The sequence below is a fragment of the Streptomyces sp. NPDC004721 genome (assembly GCF_053601495.1).
The window spans coordinates 1-26,925 of record NZ_JBSGBZ010000082.1; the positions used below are offsets into that span (position 1 = coordinate 1).

The window sequence follows — 26,925 nt, forward strand, 5'->3', positions numbered from 1 at the left end:
GCGGGCACAGCGCCTGTGGTCCGGGTCGTACTTCGCCGGGTCGGTCGGCGGTGCGCCGCTCAGCATCGTGAAGCAGTACATCGAGCAGCAGAACCGGCCGCTCTGACCCGCGCCGAGGTGAACACTGCAGATCCGCACACACAGCTGAGGCCAGAGCGGGCCAAAGATTCGCTTCACCACCGGGCTGAAGCCCGGTGCACTGCGAATAGACCCGGTAGCGGTCCAGGACGGCGTCAACCGCGGTGATCACGCGGAAGCACGATGAACCGGTCGCGGGCGTTGCGCGCCGCCAGGAACAGCTCCACGATCTCCCGGTCCGAGTCCCGCTCGCCCTTTTTGCGCCGGAGGCGGCGAGGTGGCCGTGCGTTCCCCGGTCGACCGCGGCAAACAGGGCCTGAACGCTCGGGCATGACGGACGGATACGGCACTCCCTGGGTCACGTCCTGGCCGGCGCCAACCGCCACGACTCCCCACTGCTCGCCCCGACCCTGGACCGCCTGAACGACCTGGGTCCGCTGCCCGACGACATCACCGTCCACCTGGACGCCGACTACGACTCCGACAAGACCCGCACCCTGCTCAACGAACGCGGCCTCCACGGCCGCATCGCGCACGGGGGAGCTCCACTGGAGCCGCGCAGCCACCGTTCAGCGTGAGAAGGGGTATGCGACCACCACCACAGAATTTGCCGGCCCGCGGTGCGGACGAGCGTGATTTTGACGCCTTCTACACCGCGAGCGTCGGCCGGCTCGTCGGCCAGTTGTACGCGATGACAGGTGACCTGGCTGAGTCTCAGGACGTGGTGCAGGAGGCCTTCGCCCGGGCCTGGGAACGCTGGGCCGAGTTGGACCTGAACGGTGCCCCCGAAGCGTGGGTGCGCACGGTGGCCTGGCGGCTGGCGGTCAGCCGGTGGCGGCGGGCGCGCACCGCGCTGGCCTTCGCCCGGCGGCAGGGTCCGCCCGCCGCCGTACCGCCGCCGGAACCGCACCACGTGCTGCTGGTCCAGGCACTGCGGCGGATCCCCGAGGCGCAGCGGCGGGCCGTGGTGCTGCATCATCTGTGTGATCTGCCGGTGGAGCAGGTGGCTGCCGAGACCGGTTGCCCCGTCGGCACGGTCAAGGCGCACCTGAGCCGCGGACGGGCGGCGCTGGCACGCCTGCTGGCCGATACGGAGCTCGATCTGCGGACGACCCGGCTGCCGGAGGTGAGGCATGGCTGACAGGACAGAACTGGAGCGGTGTCTGGAGCGGAACCTGGCCGGGCTCGCCGAGTCGGGCCGGCAGCAGGTGATGCCGCTTGCCGCGCACCAGGTGCGGGCCCGTGGTGAGCAGCGCATGCGCCGCCGACGGGCGGCTGTGGCGTTCGGCGGCGCGCTGCTGGCCGCCGCTCTGGTGGTGGGCGGTCTGTCGCTGTTCCGAGCCGCCCGGGTGCCGGAGCCGGCCGCGATCGTGCCAGCGCCGACCGTTTCAGGCTTCGTGCCGCCGTCGCCTGCACCGGGCGAGGAGTATGCCAGTGAACTGGGCTACGTGTACGGCGCGGTGGCGCAGGGCGACATGGTGCGGGTCACCGTCGAGCAGCTCCGTACCGTCCGGGGGAGCGCGGTGCCCACGGGTGTGGTGCACACGCTGACGCTGCCGCGGTGGACGCTGGTGGAAGCACGGCGGCTCTCCGGCGGGTCCCCTGCGGATATGCAGCTGGACCAGTTGGTGAGCCGGCTGGCTGCCGGGCCGCGGTGGATGTTCGCGATCGACTACGACAGCGAGGGCCGGGTGGAGTCCTTGCGGGAGACCGACTGAGGCCGCCGCCGCATTCACGACATCGAGGTGCAACCCAGAGGCGGGCCAGGGCGTAGAGCTCATGTATCCCGACTGCATCTGATCCGATGGGACCTTGCCGTGCTCACTTCTCGCCGCCGAACCGGCGCCCTTCCTCTGACCGCTCTCGCCTTGACCGCTCTTGCCCTGACCGCATGCACCGGCAAGGGAGGCGAAGGGCAGGCGGACGCCCCTGCCCCGGCAACACCGGTGACGGCTTCAGCGTCGGCGTCCGGACAGGCCGGCGTGCCGACCCCGCCCACTGCGACGGTCCCGGCTACTGCGACGACCCCGCCCACTGCGACGCACCCGGCTACTGCGACGACCGCGCCCGCCGCGCCCGGCGAGGGCACCGCCCCGGCCGGCACGACGCGCTGGGCCGGTACCAAGCAGTTCATGCAGATACGCGAGGGCTGGATCAGCGGCGGACGGACCTACCTGTCAGTGCGGACGGCCCGGAAGGTGGCCGCCACGGGCCCGCACGAGGCGTGGTTGATCATCCCCGGTGAGGGGCCCTACACCACGGTGCTCATGGCCACAGACGCCCGGGTGCTGCTATCGGTCCCGCTGGGCGACAACTCCGCCGCCTACCCCTACTCCCAGGCCGAGTTCGTCAACCGGCTGATGGCCGAGCCGAGCTCCTCCCGCTCGGGGCTGGGGTACGACCTCAGCTTCGACGGGAAGGGCCGGGTGACCAGGTTGCAGTCGCTGTACACCTCCTGAGACCGTGTCCCACATGGCTAGTTGACAGTTGCGCTGGCCATGGGGAGTGGCCGGTGGGGATGGATCGTTCCGGACGGATTGTCGGAGACAGCGATGCCGTTGCTGCCGCCGGCTCACGTGCGGCCGCAAGGTGGCGGGGTCGCGAATATCGATGATGAGGCGGTCTTCGCCGCGATCATCTACGTGCTGGTCAGTGGGTGTGGCTGGCGGGCCTTGCCGCCGTGCTTCGGAGCATCGCAGTCGACCGTGCACCGCCGCTTCGTCATCTGGGCCCGCCCCAGGTTCCGGGGACGGCTGCACCAGAAGGCCCTCCAGCTCCTGGACGAGCGCGATCTGGTCGACCTCTCCCATGCGGTCCTGAACTCCGCGCACGTGAGGGCTGAAAAAGGGGCGAACTTGCAGGCTCGAGCCTCGTGGACCGGGGCAAGCCCCGGTTCCAAGATGCACGTCCTGTCCGACGCGAGGGGACTGCCCCTACGCGTCGGACTCTCCGCGGCCAACACCCACGACAGCCAGGCACTGAAGCCGATGCTGTCCCATTTCCACAAAGGACACGAATCCCACGCGACCGAATCCAAGTCCCGCCGCCTTCACGCCGACAAGACGTACGACTTCCCCCACCTGCGGCGATGGCTCTGGGACAAACGCACTGGGGTCCGTATCGCCCGTACGGGCATCGACTCCAGCGAACGGCTCGGCCGACGCAGATGGGTCATCGAACGCACCATGTCGTGGCTGACCGGCTACCGCAGACTCAACCACCGCTACGAGCGAAAACCAGGCAACTACCTGGCCTTTCTCGGACTCGCATCCGCCCTCTGCTGCTACAAACGGCTTCTCAAACTGACCATGTAGGACACGGTCTGAGTTCCTGCAGGGCGCCGCGTACAAGCTCGGCAGCGGAGCCGTGACCCTGCTCATCCTGTGGTGGGAGACTCGCCACTGACGCCGAAGCCGGGCCCGATCCCCGGGTGGGCCCGGCTGTTGCGCGACATCCCGCGGGTTCGTTCTGACTTTCATCTCCCGTTGCCGCAGGTCAGCCCGGCAGACGGGAGCGATGGATCCACATAGATCATGATGGACCTACGCGATTTCTGGAGAAACATCATGCCCCCTGCACAGACGCACAGGCCGAGGGCGACGAGGTCCCTGCTCAGGCCTCATGCCGAGGAACCGAGGGGCACGGCGAACTCGCGGGATGTCGCACTGTCGCATCCGGCGACGACCGTCCTCATCGCGAGTGTCGGCATGCTGGGGGGACGTTGCTGTACCGCAAGAACCTGACGCGGAGGATCGACCTCCTCGGGCTGTTGCGGCCGTGACCAACGCATACAAACCATTCCGCCAAGGCCGCCACTGACCAGTGAGGCCGAAGCGTTCAGGAAACTGAACGCCGTAGCGGTCACCCTGCTCGGACACTCCCCGAACCCCGTGGATGTGGAAGGGAGCCAGGACTACTGCCCTCCCCGCGCACCGTCTCTCCGTAAACTTCCGGATGCCCGAGGACCGCTCACGCGTCTAGCGTCCATGGTCCGGCCGGTCGCCTCATGGCGGGCGGGGGCCGGGTCCACCACGCCCTACGGCTTGTCGGAAGCCGTTGTCTCATGGGAGGAACCCACGTGCGTCTTGGTCTGCGTGGCATGAACCTGCGGGCCGGTCTGCTGGCCGTAGCAGCCCTCTTGCTGCCCCTCGCTGCGGCCGGCCCCGGCCACGCGACGACGAACGGCTCCACCGCTGCCACCGCCTACGCGGGCTCCTGCCCGACCGCCGGCGTGGTCACCCAGGGCTACAGCAGCACCCACGACGGTGTCGACATCGCGAACTCGCTGGGTACCCCGATCTACGCGGTCGGCGCAGGCGAGGTCATCAACTCCGGCCCCGCACAAGGCTACGGTCAGTGGATCCGCATCCTGCACGCCGACGGCACCGTGACCGAGTACGGTCACATGTACCAGCGGTACGTCTCCGTCGGCCAACAGGTGTCGGCCGGTCAACGCATCGCTCTGATGGGCTCCGAGGGCGACTCCACCGGCGTCCATCTGCATCTGAGGGTGCGGGTCGGCACTTCCACGACGATCCGCGGCATCGACCCGGTCCCGTACCTGCGCGACCGTGGCGTCGGGCTGCCGTGCACGCCCGGTGGGGGCGGGGGTGGTTCCACGACGGTGACGGCGTGGGCCGAAGCCAACGTCCGTTCCTGCGCGTCCACTACGTGCGCTGTCGTGAGCAAGGTGTACGCGGGCCAGTCCTACCCGGCCCAGTGCTGGGTGACCGGCCAGACCGTGACCGCAGAGGGCATCACCAACAACAAATGGGTCCGCCTCCCGCTGAACGCGGGCGGGGTCGGTTACGTCAGCGGGATCTACCTCAGGGGCGACGAGACCGGCGGCGTCACCAAGCAGTGCTCCTGAAAAGTACGGCCGTGGCGGCCAGGCCCACCCTGGGGCCGGGCCGCCACGGCCAGTTCACCGGTGCCCCCCGGACTGTGCCGGTTCCGGGAACTGAAGGCCCGGGTTGCGGGGCGGCAACAGCGCCAGGTGCTCCTCGCGGACCAGACCGAAGCGCAGCGCGACGCCGACCACGGCCTCGCGCTTGCCGGTGCGCCGCGCACCGCTGCCTGGGTCGGCGCAGTGCCGCGGTGTGCGCACCCGCAGTTTCTGCTCCGCCAGGTAGTCGATGTGGGCGCTCACAGCCCGCGCGGTCAACTGCGTCAGCGCCGGGTGGGTGCGGATGCGTTCCACGACCTGCGGGGTGGTCGGAACGGAGACGGCCGACGCTTCGCGCAGCCGAGGTTCACAGAGTGCCACCAGGACGAGGAAGTATGTGGCGGTCTTATCCAGGGAGTAGGCGTTGAGCGTGCGGGTGCCCCAGGCGCCGGCGGGGTTGTCCGTGTCGAGGTAGACATGGTCGGGCGCGAACACTTGGAAGCTCACCGTGGAGCCCCGGGTGGGCAGCACGACCCGGGCGAACTCGAACGGAATCGGCGCCCCCGACCGGCGCGGCGAGATCCGCAGGTACTCCCCGGCGCCTTCAGGGTTCTCGACCAGGTAACTCTGGGTGGTGGAGTAGTTGGTGAGCTGCCAGTGGTCCTCCGTCGCCCGGATCTCCCCGGCGAGCCGGGAGACGGCCGGATCCGGCAGCAGCAGTTCGACCGGATGCGCCGTGCTGCCACGGCCGAAGCGAGCCGCCTCCCCCGGTCCCAGGCGCAGGGTTGTCGTCGGCTTCGTGAGGTGGGCCGACGGTAAATGGATCAGTATGCCGCTCATTGACAGGTACCCCCTGTTCTCGGCCGGACCTCGGCCGCCAGGGATTGTAGATCCAGGGGTACTCCGTGCGGGCCCGCTCGCGCGCGTCGGCTGGATGACACCGGTGGGCGGGCCCGGCCGGTCCCGCCCGGGCCGCCCGTTACGAGGCGCAGTCGGGCACGCCGGGAAGCCGGTTCTCCGGCGAGCTGATGTAGATGTTGGTCATGTAGCCGCCGTACTGCGGAAGATAGGCCCACCACGCGTTGCTGTAAGGCGGAACGCTGACCGCCTCGCCCAGCTTCTGGCAGCTCACCAGGACCTCCACGCCGGCCGGCAGCGTCGTCAGCCGAGCGGAGTCGACGGTGGCCGGACGCAGGCGCACATTCACCCCCGAGCCCCAGGTGCCGAACCAGGTTCCCGACGGGCGGACGGCACCCGGCACGTCCAGGGACCGGGTGAGGCGGTTGACGGCCGTGTACGCGGCGCCGTACGAGGTGCCGTCGGGGTGCAGGGTGAACACGGCCACGATGGTGCGATCGCCGGTCCCCACGGTGCCGGTGGTGTGCAGGGCCTCCCGTGTCAGGTCCACCCCGGCCGCGGCAAGCGGCGCCGACCGCTGCGCCGCGGCGACAGGGACGGTCGTCGAGGGTTTGGGGGTGCAGCCGCCGGAGCTTCCGAAGCCGGACCAGCCCTGCTTGACCGCCCACGGCCGCTCGAAGGAGCCGGCGATGCCGAAGTGCTGGTCGAACCCGTCAGTGCCGCAGCGCGTCGACTGCCGCAGGTTGCCCATCACATAGTCGCGCACCGGCGCGGAGGCGGTATCCAGGACGTACCGGTAGATCCGCACCGTGTCGGCGGCTGACAGGGACACGTATCCCCAGTAACTCTCGTACCCGGCCGGTGGGTTGGCGGTATCGGTCAGGCCGAGCTGCGCCACCGTCCGGTCGATGACCGCCGTCCGCCCGCCCAGGTCCCAGTAGTAGCCGGCCGCGCCGTCGTCGCTGTTGCGCAGCATCGAGTCGAGCCGGGTGCGGTCGGCGGAGGGCAGGGTGCGGGGGTCGTGGGTGCGCAGGTAGTCGAGGGCGATGAGCAGTTTCACCACCGAGGCCGAGCGGAACCGCATGTTCTCGTTGAGCCGTTCGGTGAAGGTCCCGGTCGTACGGTCGAAGACGGCCACGCCGGCGGTCACGCCCGCCGGCACCTCGGCCCGGGTGGCATGGGCTGGTGCCGCGGCGGCCCGCGGCGTCCCGGCCAGCACCGTCGCCGCCAGGGCGAGCACGGCGGCGACGGCACCGAGTCCCCGCAGGCGGCTCCTGCGCCGGTTCGCCGGCCGGTCGGCGGCGGATCCGCCGCGGCGGATGGTCGGACTGTTCACAGCACGTTCCCCTTTTCGTTCGGGCCACCGCGGCGCCCTGGTGGCGGTGGCCCCCAGGTGTGCGGGGGCGCCTCTACTCCGGAGCCGTGGTCCGCCTACGGGTCGCGGGCGGCGGGAGCACGCTACGGCGCTCACCGTGCATGCGGCACCCGGAAGTTGACGGGGTGTCCGGACCGGCACGCTGATCGCCGGGAGTCGTCCGCTACCAGGCCGCCCCGGCCCTACCTCACGGCTCTCGCAGGCGTCACCCCGCAATCTTCCGGATGACGCGCCCGACCACGCTCCGGATACGTTCCGCAGCGTCCGGCCGCGCCTTCCACGTTCGGTCGGCGCGACCGTTCCGTACCGGTCCGAGGACCGCCACCGACGACACGAGGAGGAGTTCCGATGAGCGGAAAGGCTCTGCTCCGGACGCTCGCCGTGACGGGCCTGCTGCTCGTTACGGCCTGCTCCGCCGCCGGCTGGCCGACCGAGGACGCCGGCGGCCGGCTGCGCACCGGGCTGACCGATGCGGAGCGCGAGCTCCTCGGCGAGGCCGAGCAACAGCTGATCACCAGCTGCATGCGGGACCAGGGCTTCCAGTACGGGCTCGACCCGGACGGGCCGCGCAGCGAGGCACCCGAACGCCGCTTCGGCCTGGACGACGTCGCCTGGGCACGCCGGCACGGTTACGGTCTGGCCGAGGCGGCCGGGGCCGGCGGCCAGGGCGAGAAGGCCGCGGCCGAGCGCGGTCCGCAGGCGCGCTACCTCGCCTCCCTCCCACAGCAGCGGCAGGCTGAGTTCGACCGTGCCCTGAACGGCACCGACCGCGCCGCGATCGTCGTCCCGGTGCCCGGCCGCGGAGAGATCTTCACCAGCGCCGACGGCTGCCAGGCCGATGCCCGACGACACCTCTACGGCGATCTGCGCAAGTGGACCGAGGCCAAGGTGGCCGTGGTGAACCTGGAGTACGTCACCTACGACGACGTGGTGGCGGAACCGCGGTACACCAAGGCGCTGGCCGACTGGCAGACCTGCATGAAGTCACGAGGACTGGCCTACCCGAGCACTTCCGAGGCCATCGGCGCCGTGGCGAAGGAGAACCGCTCGCGCACCGCCGAGAAGGCGTGGAAGCACGAGGTGACCGTCGCCGTCGCCGACGCCGAGTGCAATCGCGAGGCCGGACTGGCCAGGATCGGCGCCCGCCTGCAACGGGAGCATGTGCGGGACACCGCGCGTCACGAGTTCGCACGCCAGACCCGCCACTACACCCAGGCGGTCACGACCGCGCTCGGCCGGGCCCGCTCCGTCGTCGGCTCCGGCTGAGGCCGCACCTCCCCACCGAACCCGCACGCCCGGCCCCTGTCGACCCGGGCGTGGGCCCCCGGCGCCTGCCGGAGGGAATCCACCAGAAGGAGAACACGCCATGCGCACCACCAAGCGCGCCCTGCTGGGGCTGGCTCTGGCCGCCGCCATGATCCCGGTCGCCGCGACCAGCGCCCAGGCCGGAGGCACGAACCCCACCTACAAGAAGGTGAACCCCGGCAACTGCCCAGCTGAGTACCTGTGCGCCTACAAGGACATCAACTACGGCACTGGCGGCATCGCCATCGCCAAATTCAAGTACGACAACAAGGTCTGGTCGGACACGAGCCAGGGGTTCATCGTCGGCAAGGACTCGTCCTGGTACAACAACGGCATCGGCACCTCGGGCAGCTCCGTGATGGTCTTCACGGGCAACGGTTACACCGGCAACTCCTTCTGCCTGGACAAGGGCTGGGGCAACACCTGGGACTCGGTGGCGAACGACAAGGGCCACTCCAACCTGTGGATCTCCGGCAGCTGCTGACCCGTCCTCTCCGCTGATCCGTCACCGCCGCTCGCGCCGGCCCACCACCGGCGCGAGCGGCGGCACCGTGTCGTGCGGCGCGCGGCCTGCGGCCGTCTCCGAGGGGAGTGTCCAATCAACGGCCCTGTCTCACTTTCGGCTCTGTCCCGTAATCGGTGGTAGCGCTGTGTAGTGATCACTGGAGGAGGAAGCGGTGGCGGAGCAGGGGGAGGCCGGCGCGGCCGTGCATCTGCCTCGTGATCCGCTTGGTTCGCGTGTTGACGCCCTCAGTGCGTCCGTTGTGGTACGGGAGAGTGAGTCCGGCGTCGACGGCGGCGCGGTCGAGTTCGAGGCCGTTCGCGAAGGAGTGCAGGCGGGGCAGGTCGGCGGCGCGGACCGTGGTGATCCAGCCGCTGAGCTTGGCGTCGTTGCCCTCCGCTGGGGTCAGTAGCTGAGCGAACTCGCCGGTGAGGCGCGCGAGTTCGCTTAGCTCGTGGCAGGCCTCGGCGAGTTCCCGCAGTAGCGCGGTGTCCTTGTCGTGCAGGTTCTCGGGGCGGGTGAGCAGGAGGCAGGCTCATTCGAGCAGGCCGCGTGGGCGGCCAGGCCGTCCAGCAGCGTGCCCTTGCCATCCAGCTCACCGGTGTCCTGGAGGCCCCGATGCTGCTGTATCTTTCCATGCCCGCCCCGGCCGAACGGACCGCCCCCCGGGCCCCGACCACGCTCTGGCCGGGAAGTGACCGGACCCGCACCCGGCACGGGCCGCTCAGCGGCTTTCGCCCCCCGCCTCGGCGTGCTTTTCACACGTGGGCAGTGAGGTGGGCTCGTGTCTGGTGCGGACGGCCGGGAACCAGGCGTATCCGGACGGCTCCTCGGTGACCCGCACCCGGTACCAGCGCGCGGTGCCTACGCCAGTCTCGTCGGCCACCCAGTCCCCGTCGTACACCACGCACTCGGCCTGCAATACATCCCCGTGCCATATCCGCCGCTCGGAGACATTGCCTGCCTGGTACTTCTTGTGCGGGTCCAGGGCCAGGCCCAGGCTGCAGGCGCGCAGCCGCTCGGTCTGCTTCCGGCACGGCGCCTCGATGTTGTAGATGGTGATCCGCGCCGTGGTGTCGGCGTTCGCGGGGTTGCCTCCGCCCGCTCCGAAGAACCACCACCAGCCTCCGGCGGTTCCGGCAGCCAGGATGGCGGTGGCCACCCCCGCGAAGACGGTACGCCGCCAGGGCCGAGTCCGTCGATGCCGGGTGACTGCGTCGGACAACTTGCGGGCCAGGAGCAGCAGTTGGTCGGCGGTGGCTGAGGAACGGTCCGCGTGGTCGCGAGCAAGGCAACGGGTGACGAAGTCCTGCCCGGCCGCGTCGAGGGCGGGGTGCAGGCGCAGGGGGGCTCTTCCGCTGGCGTACTCCTGGGCCGCGGCCGTGCGTGCCCCGGCGGTGGACCCGGGGAAGGGGAGGGCTCCCCCGGTGAGGATCTGGTGCACGGTGACGCCCAGCGCCCAGATGTCGGCTGTGGAGCGTACCGGGACCCCACGCTCGCCGAGCCCTTCCTGCCAGCGCTCCGGCGGCAGATAGTCCGGCGATCCGAAGGGGGGCGCGTAGCCGTGGGTGCCGTGCACCCGTGAGACCAGGCCGAAATCGGCGAGTCGGACAGAACCGTCGGGCATGATCAGCACGTTGGCGGGCTTGAGATCGCCGTGCACCCAGCCCTCCGTGTGGAGGTGGGCGAGGCCTTCGCAGATCTGGGTGATCACCCGGGTGGCGTCCGTGAGCGGCTCGGCATCCGTCGCCGCGTCGAGCCGGTCCTGCAGACTGCCTGCGGCGCGTTCCATGACGAGGACCACGGCGCCGTCCAGTTCGGGCCGCTCCTCGTCGGTCACCGCTAAGGTCTCCAAGACCTGGATGAGCCGGCTGTGGTCAGCGTTGCGACTGAATTCGGCCTCGCGTCGGGCCAGTTCCTGCAACTGGCGGGAGCGGCCCGGTCCCAGTGCGTTCGTGGCCACGAACTTCAGGGCCACCTCGGCCGGTGGCGACCCGGCCGTCCCGCCACCGGGCTCGGTGTCGGAGGCCCGTCGTGCGGCGTAGACGCTGCCCCAGTTGCCCGATGCCAAGGGGGAGACCACTTCCCAGGGCCCCACCCGGTAGCCCATCGGTACTGCGACCGCCCAGTCGTAGCCCGCTCCGGTGTTGCGCAGCCCGGCGGTCATGCGCGGACCTTCGCCGCGACGGCCTGGGCGGTGGACGGGACTCCCGCCGTGGGGGCGACCCGCGGGGGCGAAGAGGGCAAGTGGGCCAGCATCGTCTCCAACCCATTCTCCGTTCGTTCCTGTTCCTGGCACATACTCGGCCACACGCGCCAGGAACGGCCGCCGCAGGTGCACAGGACGTTCACATCGGCGGACGGATCCTTCCACATATCGCCGCGTTCAATCGTCGTGCACACTTCAGGAGCACTGCTTGGTGACGCCTCGTCGCCCCTGAGGTAGATCCCGCTGACGTAACCGACTCCGACCGCGTTCAGCGGGAGGCGGACCCATTTGTTGTTGGTGATGCCCTCGGCGGTCACGGTCTGGCCGGTCACCCAGCTCCAGCCACGAACAGCGGGGCAACCTGCTGCAGCTCGTCGGCGTGGGGCCTGAGCAGGGACCTCGTCGCCCTCGGTCTGTGCGTCTGTGCAGGGGGCATGATGTTTCTTCAGAAATCGCGTAGGTCCATCATGATCTATGTGGATCCATCGCTCCCGTCTGCCGGGCTGACCTGCGGCAACGGGAGATGAAAGCCAGGACGAACCCGCGGGATGTCGCGCACCCGAACTGGACAACCCGTGAACGACCGGCACCCGGCCGCCCGGCGCAGCCCCGCCTGCCCCCCGCTTTGAGTGGCATCTCCCAGACGCACCCGGCCGTGCAGGTGCCGGTGCAGGCGGCGAGGATCCCGTGCGGCGGCGGCCGTGATCGATTCCTCACGGGAAATTGCGCGGCAGGACATAGATGTGAGGCCCTGTGACCGTCTGAGTGGTGCAGGAGTTCGACAGATGCATCACTGAGGCTCGCAGGAGGAATCGGATGGAGACCAGGCGCGGATGGAAGCGGCTCGCCACGATGGGCGCCGCGGCCGTGGTGCTGGCGGGCGGCGCCGGGGCGGCTGTGGCCGTGGAGCGGACGGCCGGGCATGCCACCCGGGTGCCGGCGACGGTGGACGCGGTGGCACCGGCGAAGGCCCCGGGCCATGCGGCGACGGCCCCGGGGCCGCGGATCGTGCGGCCGTACCAGCCAGTGAGTATCGGGCAGGGCGCCGTTATGGCCCTGCTGCCTGAGGGACGGCAGAACCATGTCGTGGCCTGGACGGACGTTCGTGAGGCGGTCGAGCAGGCCCGGGGGATGGTGGGCGATGACATCCGGCCCGAGAGCCTCAGCGGCGGCATCGCCGTCGACGGGGCCGACGTGCTGTACACCGGTGCGTGGCGCACGAGCACCCCGCCCGCCCGGATCGCCGTTCGCACGGCTGACGGCACCGAACGGGACGCGGGCGTGCTGAGCCTGCCCGGCAGACCGGGCTGGGGGACCTACTACCTCGACGCCACCGGCGCCGGGACCCCGCGGGGAGCTGTCACGATCACCGCATACGGCCCTGATGGCGCGGTACTGGCGACCCTGGCGTACGAGTCGTCCCCGGCCGGACGCTGACCGCAACCGCAGCCCCCTAGCCGGAGCCTTCCGTGTTGCCCCGGTGCACCCCCGCACCGGGGCAACACGGCGGACGGGGACGGGACGCGGCGAACAGAGGACCCGAGTGAAGACCGACGCGGAAGTGGAGTTCAAGGCGTTCGTGGTCAGCCGCTGGCCCAGGATGCTCAGGACCGCTCACCTCCTCACCGGACACCACCACGACGCGGAGGACCTGGTGCAGACAGCCCTGACGAAGGCGTATGCCCGATGGGAGCGGGTGAGGCGCAGCGACGACCCCGACGCCTACGTCTGGCGCATCATGATCAACACCAACCGGGACCGGCTACGCGTGCCACGGGCCCGCGAGTGGCTGACCAACCGCTTCCCCGAGGCGGCCGCCCCGGAAGGGACCGACTCGATCACCGAGCGCTCCGCGCTCATGGCGGCCCTGGCCCGACTGCCACAGCGACAGCGGGCGGTCGTCGTCCTGCGCTACCTGGAGGACCGCAGTGAGAGCGAGGTCGCCGCGATCCTGGGAACCCGGGTGGGCACGGTGCGCAGCCACGCCGCTCGTGCCCTGCGCAAGCTCCGCGCCGAGCCGGCCGTGACCGGATGCGACCGCGGCCTCGTCCCTCCGGAGCCGAGCGAGACTGCGCGGGAGGAGGTCCGGAATTGAACGAGGACGACATGCGGCTCGCCCAGGCGCTCCACCGCGCGGCCGACGCCTTCCCGGTGAGCCCGGCCCCCGTCGACGAAGTGGTGCGCCGGGGCCGGGTCCTGAGCCGTCGCCGCCGCACCCTGGCGGGCGGCGCCGGGGCCGCCGCGCTGCTGGCGGCCACGACCCTCGGGGCGCTCGCCGGGGGAGGCGCAGAGGACGGTCCCGCACCGGCGCCACCCGCCACCGCCATGCCCGGGCCGCAACCGACCGGCTCCCCACCGCAGCGGGGTGCGCAGACGGTGCGGCCCTATGAACAGGTCCCGATCGGGCACGGCCTGCGTATGGCGCTGCTGCCGGAAGGACGGCAGAACTACGTCGTCGGCCGGGGCGACCTGACCCGGTCCATCGAGCTCGCCCGGGCCCACGCGGGCGGCGACAGCCTGAAGACCGGCGGCATCAGCGCCAGCACGACCACGGTGGCGCAGGGCGTGGTGTGCACGGGAGCCTTCCGCACCCGCACCGCACCCGCCCGGGTGGTGGTGCAGGCCGATGACGGCACGCCGCACGAGGCCCAGCTGCTCGCCCTGCGGGGCGAACCGGGCTGGGGCACCTACCACGCGTTCCTCGACGGCGTGCCCCAGGACGCCACGATCACCGTCACGGCGCTTGCGCCGGACGGACACGTCCAGGCCCGGCTGCGCACTGAAACACCACGCTGAGACCGTGAGCTGCGACGAGGTCGGGGGTTGATACTGGTGGGCTCGCGTATTCAACTGTCGCCAATTCACCAGGGAATCCACCCTGTTAATGACCATGTGTGGTCGCCGGAGGCATGCTGGTTCCGGGCTCCACCGAACTCAGGTGCGAAGCGAGATGTGAGGACGCGGTGCGGTGGCAGACAGGGGTGGCGACGGAGGCGGATGTCCCAGGCCTGCGTTCGGTTACTGCGGTGCGGCCGGCAGGCTTGGGGGGACACCGAGATCGTCGATCAACTTGGAGAGCGCGAAGGGATGCAGCGGCTGACCGGCCCGTCGGCCGGGAAACAGCCAGGGCTCAAGAAGGCCCAGACCGAAGGGTCTCCGGCCTGGGCCTTCCGCGCTTGCTGGAGGGTAGATGACCCTCCCGAGGGTTACTTCACGTCGACGTAGTCTGCCGCGGAGGTGGGCCGCTGCCGGGGGGATCGGACAAAACAGCGACCACCTCGCCAGCCGGATCCGCCGAGAGATGGGCAAAGGTCCCGGAGCGGTCGCCACCGTGATCGACTCCCAGGCGGTGAAGGCTGCCGAGTCCGTCTCGAAGGCCACTCGCGGCTACGACGCGGGCAAGAAAATCAACGGCCGCAAGCGGCACCTGGTCGTCGACACTCGCGGCTTGCCGCTGCTGGTCATGGTCACCCCCGCAGACCTTCACGACAGCCAGGCAGCCAAGGAAGTGCTCTTCCGCCTCCGCTTGATGCACCCCGAGATCACGATCGTCTGGGCCGACTCCGCCTATGCCGGAAAGCTCGTGACCTGGGCCAAACGACACCTCAACCTCACGGTAAAGCCGGTCAGCCGTCCCAAGGACACCTCCCGCTTCATCGTGCTGCCGCCGCCGCTGGGTTGTCGAAAGGCCGCTCGCCTGGATGATGCACGCCCGCCGACACGCGAGGACTACGAACGGCTCGTCCAACATTCTGAAACCCTCATCACCTGGGCGGCGATCACGCTCATGACGCGACGCCTGCCCCGCAACGGCGCCCGCACAGGATGGACGAAGAAGCTGGCCGGCTGAGGCAGGCTGTCACCAGCTTCTCCTATATTTCGATGGAGAGTTGAGCCCCCAGTTCCTCGAAGCCCAATGCGGCAGCAACCCGCCGTGAGGCCCGAGGACGCGCGCGCCACTGCGGCAGCAGCCCGGCAGCGAGAGCGTGTGTGACCGCCGCCGAACCCGTCGCCCGTGCGAGTCCGCGTCCTCGCACGGCCGGCGCCGTCAGCACGCTGATGTGAGCGGTCCTCCGGGGCCAGGCCTCATATCCAGCAGCAGCCACTACCTTGCCGTGCTCGCGGACCACGAACGCGGGCGACGTGATCTCGTCCAGAGAGGCCTCTGCAGTGTCCTCGTGACCCGCAATCTTCTCCAGACTGCGCAGTGCAGGATGGTGGCCAGGCAGTTGTTCCACCGTCGATGAAGCGGCTACCGGGCGGAAGTCTTCTGGAGACACGTACGACAACACCGCAGGACCGAGCACCCTGGCCACGGGCAGCACTTCATGGACCGCAGCAGCGTCCACCGCAGCCTCTACCGGCAGCCCCGCCAGTGCGTCCCGCACGATCACGGCGGCACTTTCGCTCGGCACGGCCACGATCGCCGATCCACCGAGAGCCACCACCCCAACCCAGCCAACTGGGCACATCCATGATTCCGGGGACACAACTACCTTCACACCACCCGTCGGCGCGAACGACACTGGCACCCGGGCCAGGTCTTCCCATAGCCCCCGGGCTCTGGCCAGCAGCGGATCCGTCGGCATGGTCTCGATCCTGCCAGCCGGTTCAGGCATGAGAAACACGTACTGACTGGTGGGAAGTCAGCCGGCATCCTTGCCTCGGCGGTTCACAGCGTCGGCCGGTCCGGCCGTGTTCGCTGTTTCCCGGCGGTCGCGGTCAGTGCCTGTCGGCTCGGGCCGGCGCCATGGCTGGGACCGGGGCCGGCGGACGGGTCAAGAGACGCCGTCGAGCAGCGCCTTGCCGAGAGGGCGCAGGGAGTGCAGGACCGCGGTACCGGTCCTGTCGGTGGAGATGAGTCCGGCGTTGCGCAGTACGGTCGCGTGCTGACTGGCGCCGGCGAGGGAGATTCCGGTGCGCTCGGCGAGCATCGTGGTGGTGGCCGGGGTGCGCAGGGAGGCAAGGACGGCGGCGCGGGTGCGGCCCAGCAACGGGGCGAGGACGTCACCGCTGGCGTCCGGGCGGCCGTCGGCGGTATGCATCGGGTAGGTCAGCACGGTCGAGTCGTGCGGCCGGTACATCAGGACCGGTGCGGTGGCGAAGTAGGAGGGGATGAGCATCAGGCCCCGACCGCACAACTCGACGTCGAAGCTCGAACGTGAGGGCAGGTGCAGGGTGGGTGGCTGCCACAGCCAGCACGGGCTGAGCGTGGTCAGCAGAGCGTCTACTCCGCCGCGCAGCAGCATCTCGGCGCGCAGGGCGCGGTCGGCGGTGGCATTGGCCCGGATCTCGGGCCACAGAGGCGCCACGGACGAGCCGTAGTAGCGGTGCAGATCACCGACGAGCCTGTCCCGGGCGCCGGGAGTGCCCTCGGCGAGTTCGCGGAGCAGTCGGGCGTTTTCGGGGGAGCCGCCCCGAGGGCCGCCAGGCCGGCCGAAAGGCGGTTCGGCCCTGTGCAGTTCAGCCAGTTCGGCGGCGAGTTGCGAGGCCGGTGTCTGCCGGGTCAGTTCCAACCCGTCGGCGAAGGACGAACCCGAGGGGTGGAGCAGGAAGTCCGGCAAGAACCCCTCCCCGAGGACCAGGCCCATGAGCAGCCCGGCACGGGCTGCCAGGCTTCCGCTCATCTCCCGATGCCAGCGCGCCAGGCCGGGGCGTGACCCGTTCCCCGCGGTCGGGCTGCCGTGCAGGCGGCGCACGCTGAGCGCCGTCTCGAAGACGGCGTTGGGCACCGGCGCGAGTGTGATCTTGCACAGGTCGGCGGCAGAGAAGTGGATGCGCATCACGTCGACCGATTATCGATACGGCCCCGCCTTTCGGCCAGGCTTGAAAGGCAGCGCGGACCGGTGCCCGGCCGGGCCAGGCTTGGCTTCGTCATGACCGTTCTTCAAAAGCCCTGCGGAGGTTGTGCCATGCCTGCCACCACACGCCTGCTCTGCCTGGGAGCATCCGTCTTGCTCGCCGTGGCCGGGCAGACCGCTCACGCCGATGCCCACGGACTACCCACAACCTACGTCGTGTCCCGGGACCCCGGCATCCTGCCGGAGGGGATCACCGTGCAGCGCAACGGCACCATCTACGTCTCTTCCGACGGCACCGGTCGACTCTTCCGCGGGCGTGTCGGCAACTCGGACCTTCAACCGTTCGCGGCTCAGGGCGTCGAGGCCCGCCAGAGCACACGGGGCGTGCACACCGACAACCGGGGCAACGTCTTCTCCGTGGGCGGCACGAGCCTCACCGTGCACGACCCTCGCGGCCGACTCCTGGCAACCCGGACAGCACCGGACGGCCCGCTCGGCGCCCCGGACCTGAACGACCTCGTCATCACCAAGAACGCCGTGTACGTCACCGACTGGGCCAACCCCGTGGTTCTCCGCGCGGACCTGCGGGGCGACCGAGTCGGACCGCTCGTGCCCTGGCTCGACATCCGTTCCGCCTTCCCCCAGTTCCCGGCGCAGTACTGGCTGCTCAACGGCATCGTGGCCGACAAGGCGGGCAAGACACTGCTGGTGGCGTCCAACGGCACCGAGGCGGTCTGGCGGGTGGACACGGCTACCCGCGCGGTCGAGCAAGTGCAGCTCGGTGACGCATCCTTCGGGGCGGACGGGATGGTGCTGCACCGCCGCACCCTGTACGCGGTGCTCAACTACGGTGCGCCCAACGGGGTGTACATCGCCGAGCTGAGTGAGGATCTACGCAGCGGAGTGGTGACGCACCGGCTCACCGGCGAGCAGTTCGATCTGCCCACCACCCTTGCCCGGCATGACTGCCGGCTGTATGTGGTCAACAGCCAGCTCGACGACCGTCCGGGCACGCCCCCGTACACCGTCACGGCGATCGACGACCCCGTCTGCTCTGATGACGACGGCCGGTCCGGCACGGCCGATTAGCAGCCGGGCGGTCCGGCACCGCGAGGCAGAACGCCTTCAACCGGCTCGCCCGCTGCTACTCCACCCACGTCGTCGTCGACGCCGACTACCTCCTCTCGGTCCCCGAGAGCCTCGACGCAGCCGCCGCCCCGCTGCTCTGTGCGGGCATCACCACCTACGCCCCGCTGCGCCGCTGGGGCGCCGGCCCCGGCAAGAAGGTCGCCGTCGTCGGACTCGGCGGACTGGGACACATGGCCGTCAAGATCGCCCACGCCCTCGGCGCCGAAGTCACCGTGCTGTCGCAGTCGCTGAAGAAGCAGGAGGACGGGTTCCGCCTCGGCGCCGACCACTACCACGCCACGTCGGACCCCGACACCTTCAAGCAGCTCGCCGGCCGATTCGACCTCATCGTCAACACCGTCAGCACCGGCATCGACCTGAACGCCTATCTCGGCCTCCTCGCTGTCGACGGCACGCTCGTCAACGTCGGCGCGCCGGCCGAACCGCTCAGCCTGCACGTCATGTCGCTCATCGGCGCCCGCCGCTCCTTCGCCGGGTCGATGATCGGCGGCATCGCCCTGACCCAGGAGATGCTCGACTTCTGCGCCGAGCACAACATCGGGGCCGAGGTCGAGGTCATCTCCGCGGACAAGGTCAATGAGGCGTACGAGCGGGTGCTGGCCTCCGACGTCCGCTACCGCTTCGTCATCGACACCAGGACCCTCGCCTGAACAACCCATCACGAGCGCCCGTCCGCCTCGGTGCGGGACGGGCGCTCCTCACACTTGGATCTAGACGTCTCAAGTCCACGTCCGCGCAACTCCGAAGGCCAGCCAGGAGTCGTCGAGGCCGGTCAGCACCGCCTCCACGAACTCCCGCCGGTGATCTCCGTGATCGCGGAACCACATCCCCAGCTGGTGCTGCGCGTCCGGAAGGTCGAACCGCGTGTACTGGGCGCGCGCGGCCAGCGCGTCCTGTACGGCCTCGGTCACCGCCGACGGGATCACCGCGTCCGTGCCCGGCACGGCGAGCACCGCCCGGCCCTCGTACGCCCGCAGCGCCTCAAGCGCGGGCGTCTCACGCCAGCTGTCCGGCCGCCGGATGATCCCGCTGAACCGCCCGTTCCCGTCCTCGAAGGGCACGTCCCACGCCTCGGCGGTGTACACGGCGGGCGCGCACAGCCCCAGCGCCGCCACTCGATCCCCGTAGTGCCGGACGAGATCGGCCACCGTCTGCCCGCTCATGCTGAACCCCACAAGGACCAGCGGCCCGTCCGCCCCCGCGTACGCATCGATCACCGCGACAGCCTGCTCGAACCGTCGCCGCAGGCTCAACTCACTGAGCTTCCCTGTGCTTTCGCCGTGCCCGGAGAAGTTGAAAGCGATCCCGCGACAACCGTGGGCCACGAACTCCCGCACCAGCGGAAGCAGCCGCTCCGTGCTGCTGGTGCCTGCGCCATGCAGCACCACAGCGGTGGCCCCGGACAGATCACCGCCGTACACACCGCTGAGCCGTTCACCGTCGTGGTCGTGCGTGAAGTCGAAGAGCATGTCCCTTATTCACTCACGCCGTGGCCTCCGTCTTTCGAGAGTGTTACCGCCAGCATCCGACCCTTGGCTGTGTCAGTGCGTACGGATGCCGTTTCGAGGTCACTTCGGATGTCACTGCGGCCCTTCCTCGCGGACCGATGGTGGCCGTCGCTCGCCGCCCGCCCAGGTCGTACGTCCTCGCTTCGCTGCGGGCGCTCCACCTGGACCTGCGACTCTCCGACGGCAAGAGCCCGCAGCAGTCGAGGAAAAGACCAGAGCGGTCGCAGCCCGAGCTCGGCCAGCATGACATCCACAGTCACGTCGAAACGGCATCTGAAGTCGCGTGCACAGTCAGACCCTGGTCTCCGCTCTTCGAGCGGCGGCTGAGTTCGGCGGCGTACTGCGCGCGGGGGCCGCCTGCGGCGGCGGCCCAGCCGGTGGCCGCACGGCATCGTCTCCTTCCACTGCCCGGATGGGTGGCATGGTCACGTCATCACGCTACGGCGGGTCGACCTTGATCCGCTCTCCCTCCGTGCGACCGTGGGGCATGCGCGCATTTCCCCCCACCGAGCACCCCCCAATTTTCGGAGGCACGTCATGCCCGTGCACAGATCCAGAACGGCCCGCGTAGGGCGGCTGACCGTCACGGGAGCCCTGCTCGCAGCGTTCTCGGTCCTCTGCACCGCACCCTCCTCGGCCGACACCACCCCCGCCCGTGGCTCCGCCTACATGGGCATGGGCGTCCTGGCGCACGACGGCCGCAGCGGCACGCCCGCCACCAGGAAGGCCACCCAGACCGAAGGCGTCGACGTCAGCTCCTACGAGGGCAACGTCGCCTGGTCGACGCTGTGGAACAGCGGCGTGAAGTGGGCGTACACGAAGGCCACCGAGGGGACGTACTACACGAACTCCTACTTCAAGCAGCAGTACAACGGCTCGTACAACGTCGGCATGATCCGCGGCGCGTACCACTTCGCGACCCCGGACACCAGCAGCGGCGCCAAGCAGGCCAATTACTTCGTCGACCACGGCGGCGGCTGGTCCCGCAACGGCAAGACCCTGCCGGGCGTCCTCGACATCGAGTGGAACCCCTACGGCGCCACCTGCTACGGCAAGTCGGCGAGCGGGATGGTCAGCTGGATCTCCGACTTCCTCAAGACCTACAAGGCCCGCACGGGCCGGGACGCCGTGATCTACACGGCCACCAGCTGGTGGACCCAGTGCACCGGCAACTACGGCGGCTTCGCCAGCAAGAATCCCCTGTGGATCGCCCGGTACGCCTCGACCGTCGGCACGTTGCCGGCCGGCTGGGGTTACTACACGCTGTGGCAGTACACCTCGTCCGGCCCGACCGTCGGCGACCACGACAGGTTCAACGGGGCGCTGGACCGGGTGAAGGCGCTCGCCAACGGCTGATTCGTCCTTGCCGGCCCCGGTAAGACCTTCCGCGCCCCTGGTACTCCCGTTTCGTGTCCGACCCGCCTGACGCCCTGAGCGAGGGCCGCGACAAAAATCTTGCTGCGGACCGCCGGCGGCGACCAGAACCACTGGGTGCCGCCGCGGGTGGTGAAGATGGCCGTGAGGCGTAAGGGAGGGGACTTACCCTCCGCAAACGGGTCCTGTTGGCGTGACAGAAGGGCGACCGCGTCGCGGACTCGCGGCAGAACGAGTTCTCGTGGACATCGCCGGGCAAAGCAAGCAGCGCGATGCGGTCAGTATTGAGTGGCCAGCTCTGCTTGGACCCCGGTGTGGCATTCGGAAGCAACCGGCCGCTGCCAGGCAAGAGGTGGGATGGGGCCGGCCGGATTCGAACCGGCGTCCTCCCACATGCGGTGAAGGCGCGACAACCACTGCGCTACGAGCCCGATCCCGCTCGCGATCATACGAGCCACCTGCACTCCGCCGCTCTCGAATATTCGAAGGCGACGACGGATCACTCAGCGTGGCCGCGTCACAGAAGTTGAGCCAGAACCCTCAGACAGTGATACAGCCACCTGACCAGCTCCCAGCGCACTTGTGGGCCCGATGCGGCAACGTCGCTGACAGTACGCCTCGGCGCCGACCCTGGACTGGGCTCCGACCGCTTGGAGGCATCGCACCGTCATGGGGCCACCGCGGGCCGTGGGGAGACGGCTGCGCCCCCGCCGGCGCGTAGCTGCCGCAGGCCGGGTGAAGGCGTAGCGGCCGAGGAAGTTGATGTGGTCCTATGGAGCGGGCGGAGCCGGGCGCGGAGTTCGTCGTTGAAGCTCAGGGGAACTGACGGGATGTCGCACACTCAGTTCTGCTCCCATGCCAGGCGCCCGATCCACCAGATCACGGGCAGCATCGCTACCCACACCAGCGTCACCGCGACAGGGCCTCCGATCATGTCGCCGATGGCGAGGGCCGGAAAGGCGGCGATCGCGGCGGTCAGGGCCTCCTTGCCCCGCACCGTGAGCGACCTGGGGAGCTCCCGTCGGGCATGGCGCAGGGCGACGGCGCCCGCGTAGAGGCCGTAGAGGCCCACTGTGAACAGAGCAAGCGACAGCGCCATGGAAATATTCGGCTCGCTCTCCGGAGTGTCGGCGGAAGCCTGCGTCACCCCGTCCTTGCTGACCGAGGGTGCGTAGCCCCGCCAGACGCTCACGGTCACCTGGTCGCCGCGATTCAGATGCCTGAGTAGCGGGTCCGCATCTCCCATGTCGAGTTCAGCCGGGACCTGGCGGGAGCCACTGAGCTTCAGCGTGTACTCCTTGTAGTATTTTCCCGCCTCCACGATCACCGTTCCCTTCACGGTCGCCGGGAGTACGCGCAGACAGTCCTCCCCGAAACGGGGACCGGGGCCTGTCCCGTCCGGGCACGGCCTCGCAGCCCGGAACGCCCTTACGGTGTCCAGGCTCTCGGCGACCACGGCCAGACCCGCCGACCCGAACAGCACCAGCACAGCACCCAGCAGCGGCACACCCACCCCCCATATCCGGCGCCACCGGGCCCGACGGCGTACCGCGCTGGGGGACAGCGCTCCCTTGCGGCGGTTGCGGGCGGCACGTTCCCGGGCACGACGGGCAGCCCGCACCCGGGCGGCCTGCTTGCGGAGAGCACGCTTGCCGGGCGAGCCATTCGTCCCGCCCCGTGTTACTCCGGCCATCGGCACAGACCTCCATCCGCTCTCCCCCCACCTGCTGTCCGGAGATATGAAGCCATGGGAACCCGGCCCGCGCCTACTGTGCGACATCCCGTGAGTTCTCCTGAGCCCCGCTGAATCCCCAACCTCGTGGCCAGGGGGCTCGTCCTCTCTCTGGTGGCTCTTCGCGCCCTGACACAACTTCGGGATTCCTGAGGCGTTCTCACTGTTTCTGCCCGGTCGACGGTCAGGGTGAAGGTGAGGGGGCTCGGTGCTGGCTGTCGTACGGGCCCTGCGCGAGTACTGGTCGCCAGCTTCGGCGGAGGAACTGGAGCAGTTGGAGACCGATGTGCTGGCCGGCCTCGTCCTCGCGCGGGCTTCAGCGGGGCTGGCGGACGGCACGATCCGCGGGGACATCGGGTTCGATGAGAAGACCGCGATGCGCTACGCGGATTCCGCGCGAGCCTTGCTGCAGCAAGCAGCCGAACAGCAGCTCCAGTGGAAACTCCTCGAACAGCACGTCCTGTCCCCGGATCATGAACAGATGACTCCGGCCGAATCAGCAGCGAGCATTCTGCAGGACAATGCCGCCCTCTGGAGTATGGGAGAGATCCGTGCCAGCGACGTCGTCAGCGTCGCCTGTGACGCGCTCGTCGCCGGACTCGACAGCCCCGCACTGCGAATCCTCGCTGCCTGTACGCGCGCCGAGGCGGATAACGGCCTCCCAGACCTCCTCCCCCCAGCGCTCGACGAACTGGGCCTCGCCTTCTATCCAGTGGGCAGCGTTGCCGGACAGGAGGCCGCCGCACGGGCTCGCCCTCAAGAAGTTGACGGTGCCGTCGGAGAGCACCGCTCCCGAATTCGACCGTGCCGCCAAAGAACTTCGCCGCCCTGAAGTCGACGGTGCCGCCAGAGCTCCAGCCTGCGCGCGTCGAAGGTCACGCAGGATCGGGCGTTCGCCGACGACAATATCTCCTTCGCCTTCGACAGCGAGATCGCCGAGGCAACGAAGCGTCAATCTTGACTGGCGCTCGCCGAGCGAGCGCCTTGTTCCTCGAGCCAGCCGATCCGCCGCCGTCTCGCCTACGCCCTGCGCGGCCGACCGCACCAGCCCGGCCTGGACGAACAGATCGTGCGGACCGCCGTCGACGACTACACCCGCCCGGCCGGCCGACGGATGATGACCGCCGACCTCCGCGCCCTGTACCCGCGCGACACCGAGGACCAGGCCGTGCTGCGCCCGCTGACCCGCAACCGGTCCCGCCTCCCCATAGGAGCGGGCACACCTCGCCGCCGGCGCGCTGACGGCCCGGGTCCACGCGGTGCGCCGCTTGGACCGCCTGGGCTCTCGGACCCGGCCGCACACCGTCGCCGTGCCCGCCGCCCCGAGGGCCCGCCCGCGGCCGTCCCGTACGGGCCGAAAGGCGAGCCGGGGCCAGGAGCAGACGACCGATGTCGCCACGGTGGAGCAGACCCGCCGCACGTTCGAGGCCGCCGCCGGCGGCGTAGACCCAGGTCCGTCCGTTGAGATCGACGTGCCCCAGTACCCGCACCGCGACCACCGCCAGTCGCTGCTGGACGCGATCGGCAACCCCCGCCGGTACGTCTCATCGCCCGCCGCCGCAAAGCCGCCCGGGAAGAACAGTGGCGCCGTCAGGAGCGGGAAGCCGCAGCGCGGGAGGCGCGGCGGCCGGTGTGCGCGGACTGCGGCCGGAAGTTCACCGACGAAGCGGTGGAAGGCCGTCGACTCGCGGGACTAGAGCCTGCCAGCCGTTTTCGTGGAGAGCATGACGAAGTGGTTCGAGTCGGTCTGGGGCCTGCTCACCGACGAGGGGCAGTGGCCCACAGCGGATCCGCGATCACAGGACGCTCCGGCTTGATGTCGGCGAGCTTCTCCCAGAGGTTGCGGTGGCACTCCATGTGGTGTTCCGCGATCTGTCTGGTCGAGCGCGCCCGCGAGTGCAGATCCCAGCCGATGTAGCGGGCCTCGCCGTAGAGCGGCCCGAAGCCCTCGGTGTCGAGGATCCGGTAGGTGTTCTCGTGCCAGGTGACGTCCCTGTGCTCGATGCCGTACGGCGTGGAGAAAACTGTTTCCTGGTTGAGGATGTACAGCTTCCGCTCGGGTATCTGCGGCGACTCCCGGATTTCGCAGGATATGACGATTCCCGGATTCCGCTGGTGCACCCGTTCCAGCAGGTTCTTCAGTGTGATCCAGTTGTGCTTGGTGAAGTCGTCCCGCATCCGTTGCCGGTTCTCCGGGGAGTCTCGGAAGTAGAACCTCTCCGCTTCGGACTGACCGCTACGGGGCGCGGGGACAAGGCCTCCGGGCAGCCCCATCGGCAGGTTCAGATGGGCGATGATGATACACAGCTTCAGTTCGACCGTGCGTACTTCGTGATCGGCCATCTTCTCCAGCGGTACCCGCAGTGCGTCCAGCAGCGTTTGCATCGTGAATCCGGAGAAGTCGACCCGCACGAGCCGCGCCTGGAACGCCTCCCGGAACGCGGTGTGCAGTTCATCCCGGTCGGCGAAGACATGGACGCCCGACACCTCCTTCGGCTCGGACCCGCTGATGGCATCGAAGAGGATCAGGGCGATCAGCGCGGCGAACGAACCTCCCAGCAATTGCTGTCCCTTGAGTGCGTTCCCCAGCGGGTCGATGACCTCGGCGGCGACTCCGAGCAGGGCGACCAGGGCGAGCAGCCAGCGCACCACGCGAGGCTTCCACCGGCCCAGCGTGTCCTGGAGGCGTTCGAGTCGGCTCGGGCCATTGTTGCCCTCACTGCGAGATGACACACGTACCCCCGTGCGCGCCGTGGTGTGCGGGAGGGTGATGATGCCCCGTGGATCTCCTTTGCACACCAACTCGGCAGAACTGGGGGGTCAGTTGGCTTCTTCGGCCGCCAAGGACCTGGCGGCGTCGACGACCGGCGCGTGCCCTTGCACGACCCAGTCCGCGCCGTGGTCCCTCATCTCCCGGGCGCGCTCGGCCGATGGCGTGTGGCCGAGGAAGGGGGTGCCCGCCGTCTGGGCGGCCTGGAGGTCGGTGAGCTGGTCGCCGATAAGCAGGGTCTGAGTGCCCGGCAGGTCCAGGAGCCTCAGGGCGCGGCGGACGGAATACGGATCGGGCTTCATGTGCCGCAGCTCGTGCGGATCCCGCCCCACCACGGTGTCGAACTTTGATTGCAAGCTGTTGTTCTTGAGGAACTCCCAGACTGGGCCGTCGGAGTTGTTGCTGACGATCACCAGGCGCAGGCCGAGGTCGCACAGCGCGTCGACGAGGCGCAGGACGTCCGGTGCCGGAACGGCCGCCTTGACGGCGTCGTACTCGTACCGGGTGACGACGGCCTCGGCCTCAGTCAGCGCGCGGCGATCGCGGGGCGTGACGGTCGGCCGGTCGAACATGTCCCGGAGGTGCCGGAGGATGCCGTGGGAGTCGTCGCACTCCTCGACGTCGGTGTCCAGCCGGCCCCAGATACCGCGTACGACGTCCTTGATCTCGTGGGCTACGGGCGCGGTCGACTCGTCGCGGAAGAGGTCGGTGACCGGTCCGTCGAAGTCGAGCAGCACGGCACGTGCGCCGCGGAGCAGCCGCTGCAGAGCCACACGTTCGTCGAGTGTGCCGGCCATCGGTCTCCTCCCGTCACCCCTGGCTAGTGTGGACCACGGCGGGCCGTGCGGCCAGCACTGCAGGCCATGTCGCAATCCGGACGCAGCCAGATACGTGGAGGACAAGTGTGCGTTCAGTCGCCGTCCAGGGCGACCGAGTTCGATGGTCCGAAGACATCTGGCGCGAAGCACATGGCAGGCACGCGATGTGGCCGAGCAGAGGCACACGTCCGTGGAAGAGGTACGACCCGGCCGTGCGCACGGCTGGGAGGACAATCTGAAATTCACCGGCGCGGGGGCCTTCCCCCGTGATGGTGGACACGCGTTCGTGTGTCATGCGGCCAGCGTGAGCTTAGCCGTGTGGTGTCGGTGTTCGTATTCGTTGGGGCTGAGGTGGCCGTTGGCTGAGTGCCGGCGACGGGTGTTGTAGCGGGTCAGCCAGGCGAAGACGGCCTGTCGGCAGGAGGCCGCATCGCCGTAGTCGCGGGCGTCCTGGAGGGTCTCGCGCTTCAGGGACGCGTGGAAGCTTTCGCAGGCCGCGTTGTCCGCGCTGGTGCCGACGGCGCCCATCGACCGGGTGACCCCGAGCTGATTGCAGAGATC

26 protein-coding genes and 3 pseudogenes are annotated in these 26,925 nt (G+C 69.6%); 17 read left to right on the top strand and 12 right to left on the bottom strand.

The genetic code is table 11. The features are described 5' to 3' along the window. From ACWEK3_RS38505 to ACWEK3_RS38535, 7 genes and pseudogenes are all read left to right on the top strand, one after another. A partial coding sequence (locus tag ACWEK3_RS38505) for a transposase (protein WP_453251878.1) occupies positions 1-106 on the top strand: 106 nt, incomplete at its 5' end. Between the two features lie 240 nt (positions 107-346). Continuing rightward, positions 347-632: pseudogene (locus ACWEK3_RS38510) on the top strand (IS5/IS1182 family transposase); the annotation flags it as partial. A gap of 53 nt (positions 633-685) precedes the next feature. Then, positions 686-1,219, top strand: a complete 534-nt coding sequence (locus ACWEK3_RS38515) for a SigE family RNA polymerase sigma factor (protein WP_453251861.1) — start codon at positions 686-688, stop codon at positions 1,217-1,219. Beyond that, positions 1,212-1,796 (top strand): hypothetical protein, encoded by a 585-nt coding sequence (locus ACWEK3_RS38520; protein WP_450547076.1) that lies wholly within the window; start codon positions 1,212-1,214, stop codon positions 1,794-1,796. The genes ACWEK3_RS38515 and ACWEK3_RS38520 overlap by 8 nt, the downstream gene beginning before the upstream one ends. Before the next feature lie 414 nt (positions 1,797-2,210). Beyond that, positions 2,211-2,537, top strand: a complete 327-nt coding sequence (locus ACWEK3_RS38525; protein ID WP_450547075.1) for a hypothetical protein — start codon at positions 2,211-2,213, stop codon at positions 2,535-2,537. Positions 2,538-2,576: 39 nt separating this feature from the next. Next, entirely contained in the window at positions 2,577-3,392 is an 816-nt protein-coding gene (locus ACWEK3_RS38530; protein ID WP_453251879.1) for an IS5 family transposase, read from the top strand. A gap of 764 nt (positions 3,393-4,156) precedes the next feature. After that, positions 4,157-4,948 carry a peptidoglycan DD-metalloendopeptidase family protein gene (locus tag ACWEK3_RS38535; RefSeq protein ID WP_453251862.1) on the top strand — a complete coding sequence of 264 codons (792 nt, stop codon included), beginning with the start codon at positions 4,157-4,159 and terminating at the stop codon, positions 4,946-4,948. Positions 4,949-5,002: 54 nt separating this feature from the next. Here ACWEK3_RS38535 and ACWEK3_RS38540 read toward each other — a convergent pair whose 3' ends face one another. Next, complete coding sequence (locus tag ACWEK3_RS38540) at positions 5,003-5,803, bottom strand: serine/threonine protein kinase (protein WP_453251863.1); 801 nt, start codon at positions 5,801-5,803, stop codon at positions 5,003-5,005. A 139-nt stretch (positions 5,804-5,942) separates the two neighbouring features. Then, positions 5,943-7,088 (bottom strand): hypothetical protein, encoded by a 1,146-nt coding sequence (locus tag ACWEK3_RS38545; RefSeq protein WP_453251880.1) that lies wholly within the window; start codon positions 7,086-7,088, stop codon positions 5,943-5,945. Between the two features lie 456 nt (positions 7,089-7,544). On the opposite strand from ACWEK3_RS38545, the gene ACWEK3_RS38550 reads away from it, so the two are divergent. After that, on the top strand, positions 7,545-8,462 hold the full coding sequence (locus tag ACWEK3_RS38550; RefSeq protein ID WP_453251864.1) for a hypothetical protein: 918 nt from the start codon (positions 7,545-7,547) through the stop codon (positions 8,460-8,462). A 100-nt stretch (positions 8,463-8,562) separates the two neighbouring features. Next, complete coding sequence (locus ACWEK3_RS38555; RefSeq protein ID WP_453251865.1) at positions 8,563-8,985, top strand: peptidase inhibitor family I36 protein; 423 nt, start codon at positions 8,563-8,565, stop codon at positions 8,983-8,985. A gap of 175 nt (positions 8,986-9,160) precedes the next feature. Here the strand turns inward: ACWEK3_RS38555 and ACWEK3_RS38560 are convergent. The 3 genes and pseudogenes from ACWEK3_RS38560 to ACWEK3_RS38570 form a co-directional block, all read right to left on the bottom strand. Then, a pseudogene (locus ACWEK3_RS38560) lies at positions 9,161-9,532 on the bottom strand (transposase); the annotation flags it as partial. A gap of 195 nt (positions 9,533-9,727) precedes the next feature. Further along, positions 9,728-11,170: a serine/threonine-protein kinase gene (locus ACWEK3_RS38565; RefSeq protein WP_453251866.1), complete on the bottom strand. Its 1,443-nt coding sequence runs from the start codon at positions 11,168-11,170 to the stop codon at positions 9,728-9,730. Beyond that, complete coding sequence (locus tag ACWEK3_RS38570; RefSeq protein ID WP_453251867.1) at positions 11,167-11,544, bottom strand: hypothetical protein; 378 nt, start codon at positions 11,542-11,544, stop codon at positions 11,167-11,169. Before ACWEK3_RS38570 ends, ACWEK3_RS38565 begins: the two co-directional genes overlap by 4 nt. Positions 11,545-12,028: 484 nt before the next feature. Between ACWEK3_RS38570 and ACWEK3_RS38575 the strand changes: the two genes are divergently transcribed. The 4 genes from ACWEK3_RS38575 (at position 12,029) to ACWEK3_RS38590 (ending at position 15,062) form a co-directional block, all read left to right on the top strand. Beyond that, positions 12,029-12,649, top strand: a complete 621-nt coding sequence (locus ACWEK3_RS38575; RefSeq protein WP_453251868.1) for a hypothetical protein — start codon at positions 12,029-12,031, stop codon at positions 12,647-12,649. Positions 12,650-12,755: 106 nt separating this feature from the next. Continuing rightward, positions 12,756-13,307: a SigE family RNA polymerase sigma factor gene (locus tag ACWEK3_RS38580; RefSeq protein WP_453251869.1), complete on the top strand. Its 552-nt coding sequence runs from the start codon at positions 12,756-12,758 to the stop codon at positions 13,305-13,307. After that, positions 13,304-14,008 carry a hypothetical protein gene (locus ACWEK3_RS38585; protein WP_453251870.1) on the top strand — a complete coding sequence of 235 codons (705 nt, stop codon included), beginning with the start codon at positions 13,304-13,306 and terminating at the stop codon, positions 14,006-14,008. Before ACWEK3_RS38580 ends, ACWEK3_RS38585 begins: the two co-directional genes overlap by 4 nt. Positions 14,009-14,543: 535 nt before the next feature. After that, entirely contained in the window at positions 14,544-15,062 is a 519-nt protein-coding gene (locus tag ACWEK3_RS38590; protein ID WP_453251871.1) for a transposase, read from the top strand. A 22-nt stretch (positions 15,063-15,084) separates the two neighbouring features. On the opposite strand, the gene ACWEK3_RS38595 is transcribed toward ACWEK3_RS38590, so the two are convergent. Together ACWEK3_RS38595 and ACWEK3_RS38600 are read right to left on the bottom strand one after the other, a co-directional pair. Further along, the gene (locus ACWEK3_RS38595) at positions 15,085-15,801 is read right to left on the bottom strand and encodes a GNAT family N-acetyltransferase (RefSeq protein WP_453251872.1); all 717 of its coding nucleotides are present in this window, start codon (positions 15,799-15,801) and stop codon (positions 15,085-15,087) included. Between the two features lie 189 nt (positions 15,802-15,990). Then, positions 15,991-16,995, bottom strand: coding sequence for an ArsR/SmtB family transcription factor (locus ACWEK3_RS38600; RefSeq protein ID WP_453251881.1), 1,005 nt, complete (start codon positions 16,993-16,995; stop codon positions 15,991-15,993). Positions 16,996-17,124: 129 nt separating this feature from the next. Between ACWEK3_RS38600 and ACWEK3_RS38605 the strand changes: the two genes are divergently transcribed. Together ACWEK3_RS38605 and ACWEK3_RS38610 are read left to right on the top strand one after the other, a co-directional pair. Continuing rightward, positions 17,125-18,102, top strand: a complete 978-nt coding sequence (locus tag ACWEK3_RS38605; protein ID WP_450547073.1) for a hypothetical protein — start codon at positions 17,125-17,127, stop codon at positions 18,100-18,102. 56 nt (positions 18,103-18,158) lie between these two features. Further along, a pseudogene (locus ACWEK3_RS38610) lies at positions 18,159-18,812 on the top strand (NAD(P)-dependent alcohol dehydrogenase); the annotation flags it as partial. A gap of 69 nt (positions 18,813-18,881) precedes the next feature. On the opposite strand, the gene ACWEK3_RS38615 reads toward ACWEK3_RS38610, so the two are convergent. Further along, a complete protein-coding gene (locus ACWEK3_RS38615; RefSeq protein ID WP_453251873.1) occupies positions 18,882-19,631 on the bottom strand; it encodes an alpha/beta hydrolase in 750 nt (249 codons plus the stop codon). Positions 19,632-20,207: 576 nt separating this feature from the next. Between ACWEK3_RS38615 and ACWEK3_RS38620 the strand changes: the two genes are divergently transcribed. Beyond that, positions 20,208-21,026, top strand: a complete 819-nt coding sequence (locus tag ACWEK3_RS38620) for a lysozyme (RefSeq protein ID WP_453251874.1) — start codon at positions 20,208-20,210, stop codon at positions 21,024-21,026. An 859-nt stretch (positions 21,027-21,885) separates the two neighbouring features. Here ACWEK3_RS38620 and ACWEK3_RS38625 read toward each other — a convergent pair. Beyond that, positions 21,886-22,383 (bottom strand): hypothetical protein, encoded by a 498-nt coding sequence (locus ACWEK3_RS38625; protein WP_453251875.1) that lies wholly within the window; start codon positions 22,381-22,383, stop codon positions 21,886-21,888. Between the two features lie 601 nt (positions 22,384-22,984). On the opposite strand from ACWEK3_RS38625, the gene ACWEK3_RS38630 reads away from it, so the two are divergent. Beyond that, entirely contained in the window at positions 22,985-23,608 is a 624-nt protein-coding gene (locus tag ACWEK3_RS38630; RefSeq protein ID WP_453251876.1) for a hypothetical protein, read from the top strand. 926 nt (positions 23,609-24,534) lie between these two features. Here the strand turns inward: ACWEK3_RS38630 and ACWEK3_RS38635 are convergent. The 3 genes from ACWEK3_RS38635 to ACWEK3_RS38645 form a co-directional block, all read right to left on the bottom strand. Continuing rightward, positions 24,535-25,509 carry a hypothetical protein gene (locus tag ACWEK3_RS38635; RefSeq protein WP_450547068.1) on the bottom strand — a complete coding sequence of 325 codons (975 nt, stop codon included), beginning with the start codon at positions 25,507-25,509 and terminating at the stop codon, positions 24,535-24,537. Between the two features lie 87 nt (positions 25,510-25,596). Beyond that, positions 25,597-26,343, bottom strand: a complete 747-nt coding sequence (locus ACWEK3_RS38640) for an HAD family hydrolase (protein ID WP_450547067.1) — start codon at positions 26,341-26,343, stop codon at positions 25,597-25,599. Positions 26,344-26,655: 312 nt separating this feature from the next. After that, on the bottom strand, positions 26,656-26,925 hold a 270-nt coding region (locus ACWEK3_RS38645), incomplete at its 5' end, for an integrase core domain-containing protein (RefSeq protein WP_453251877.1).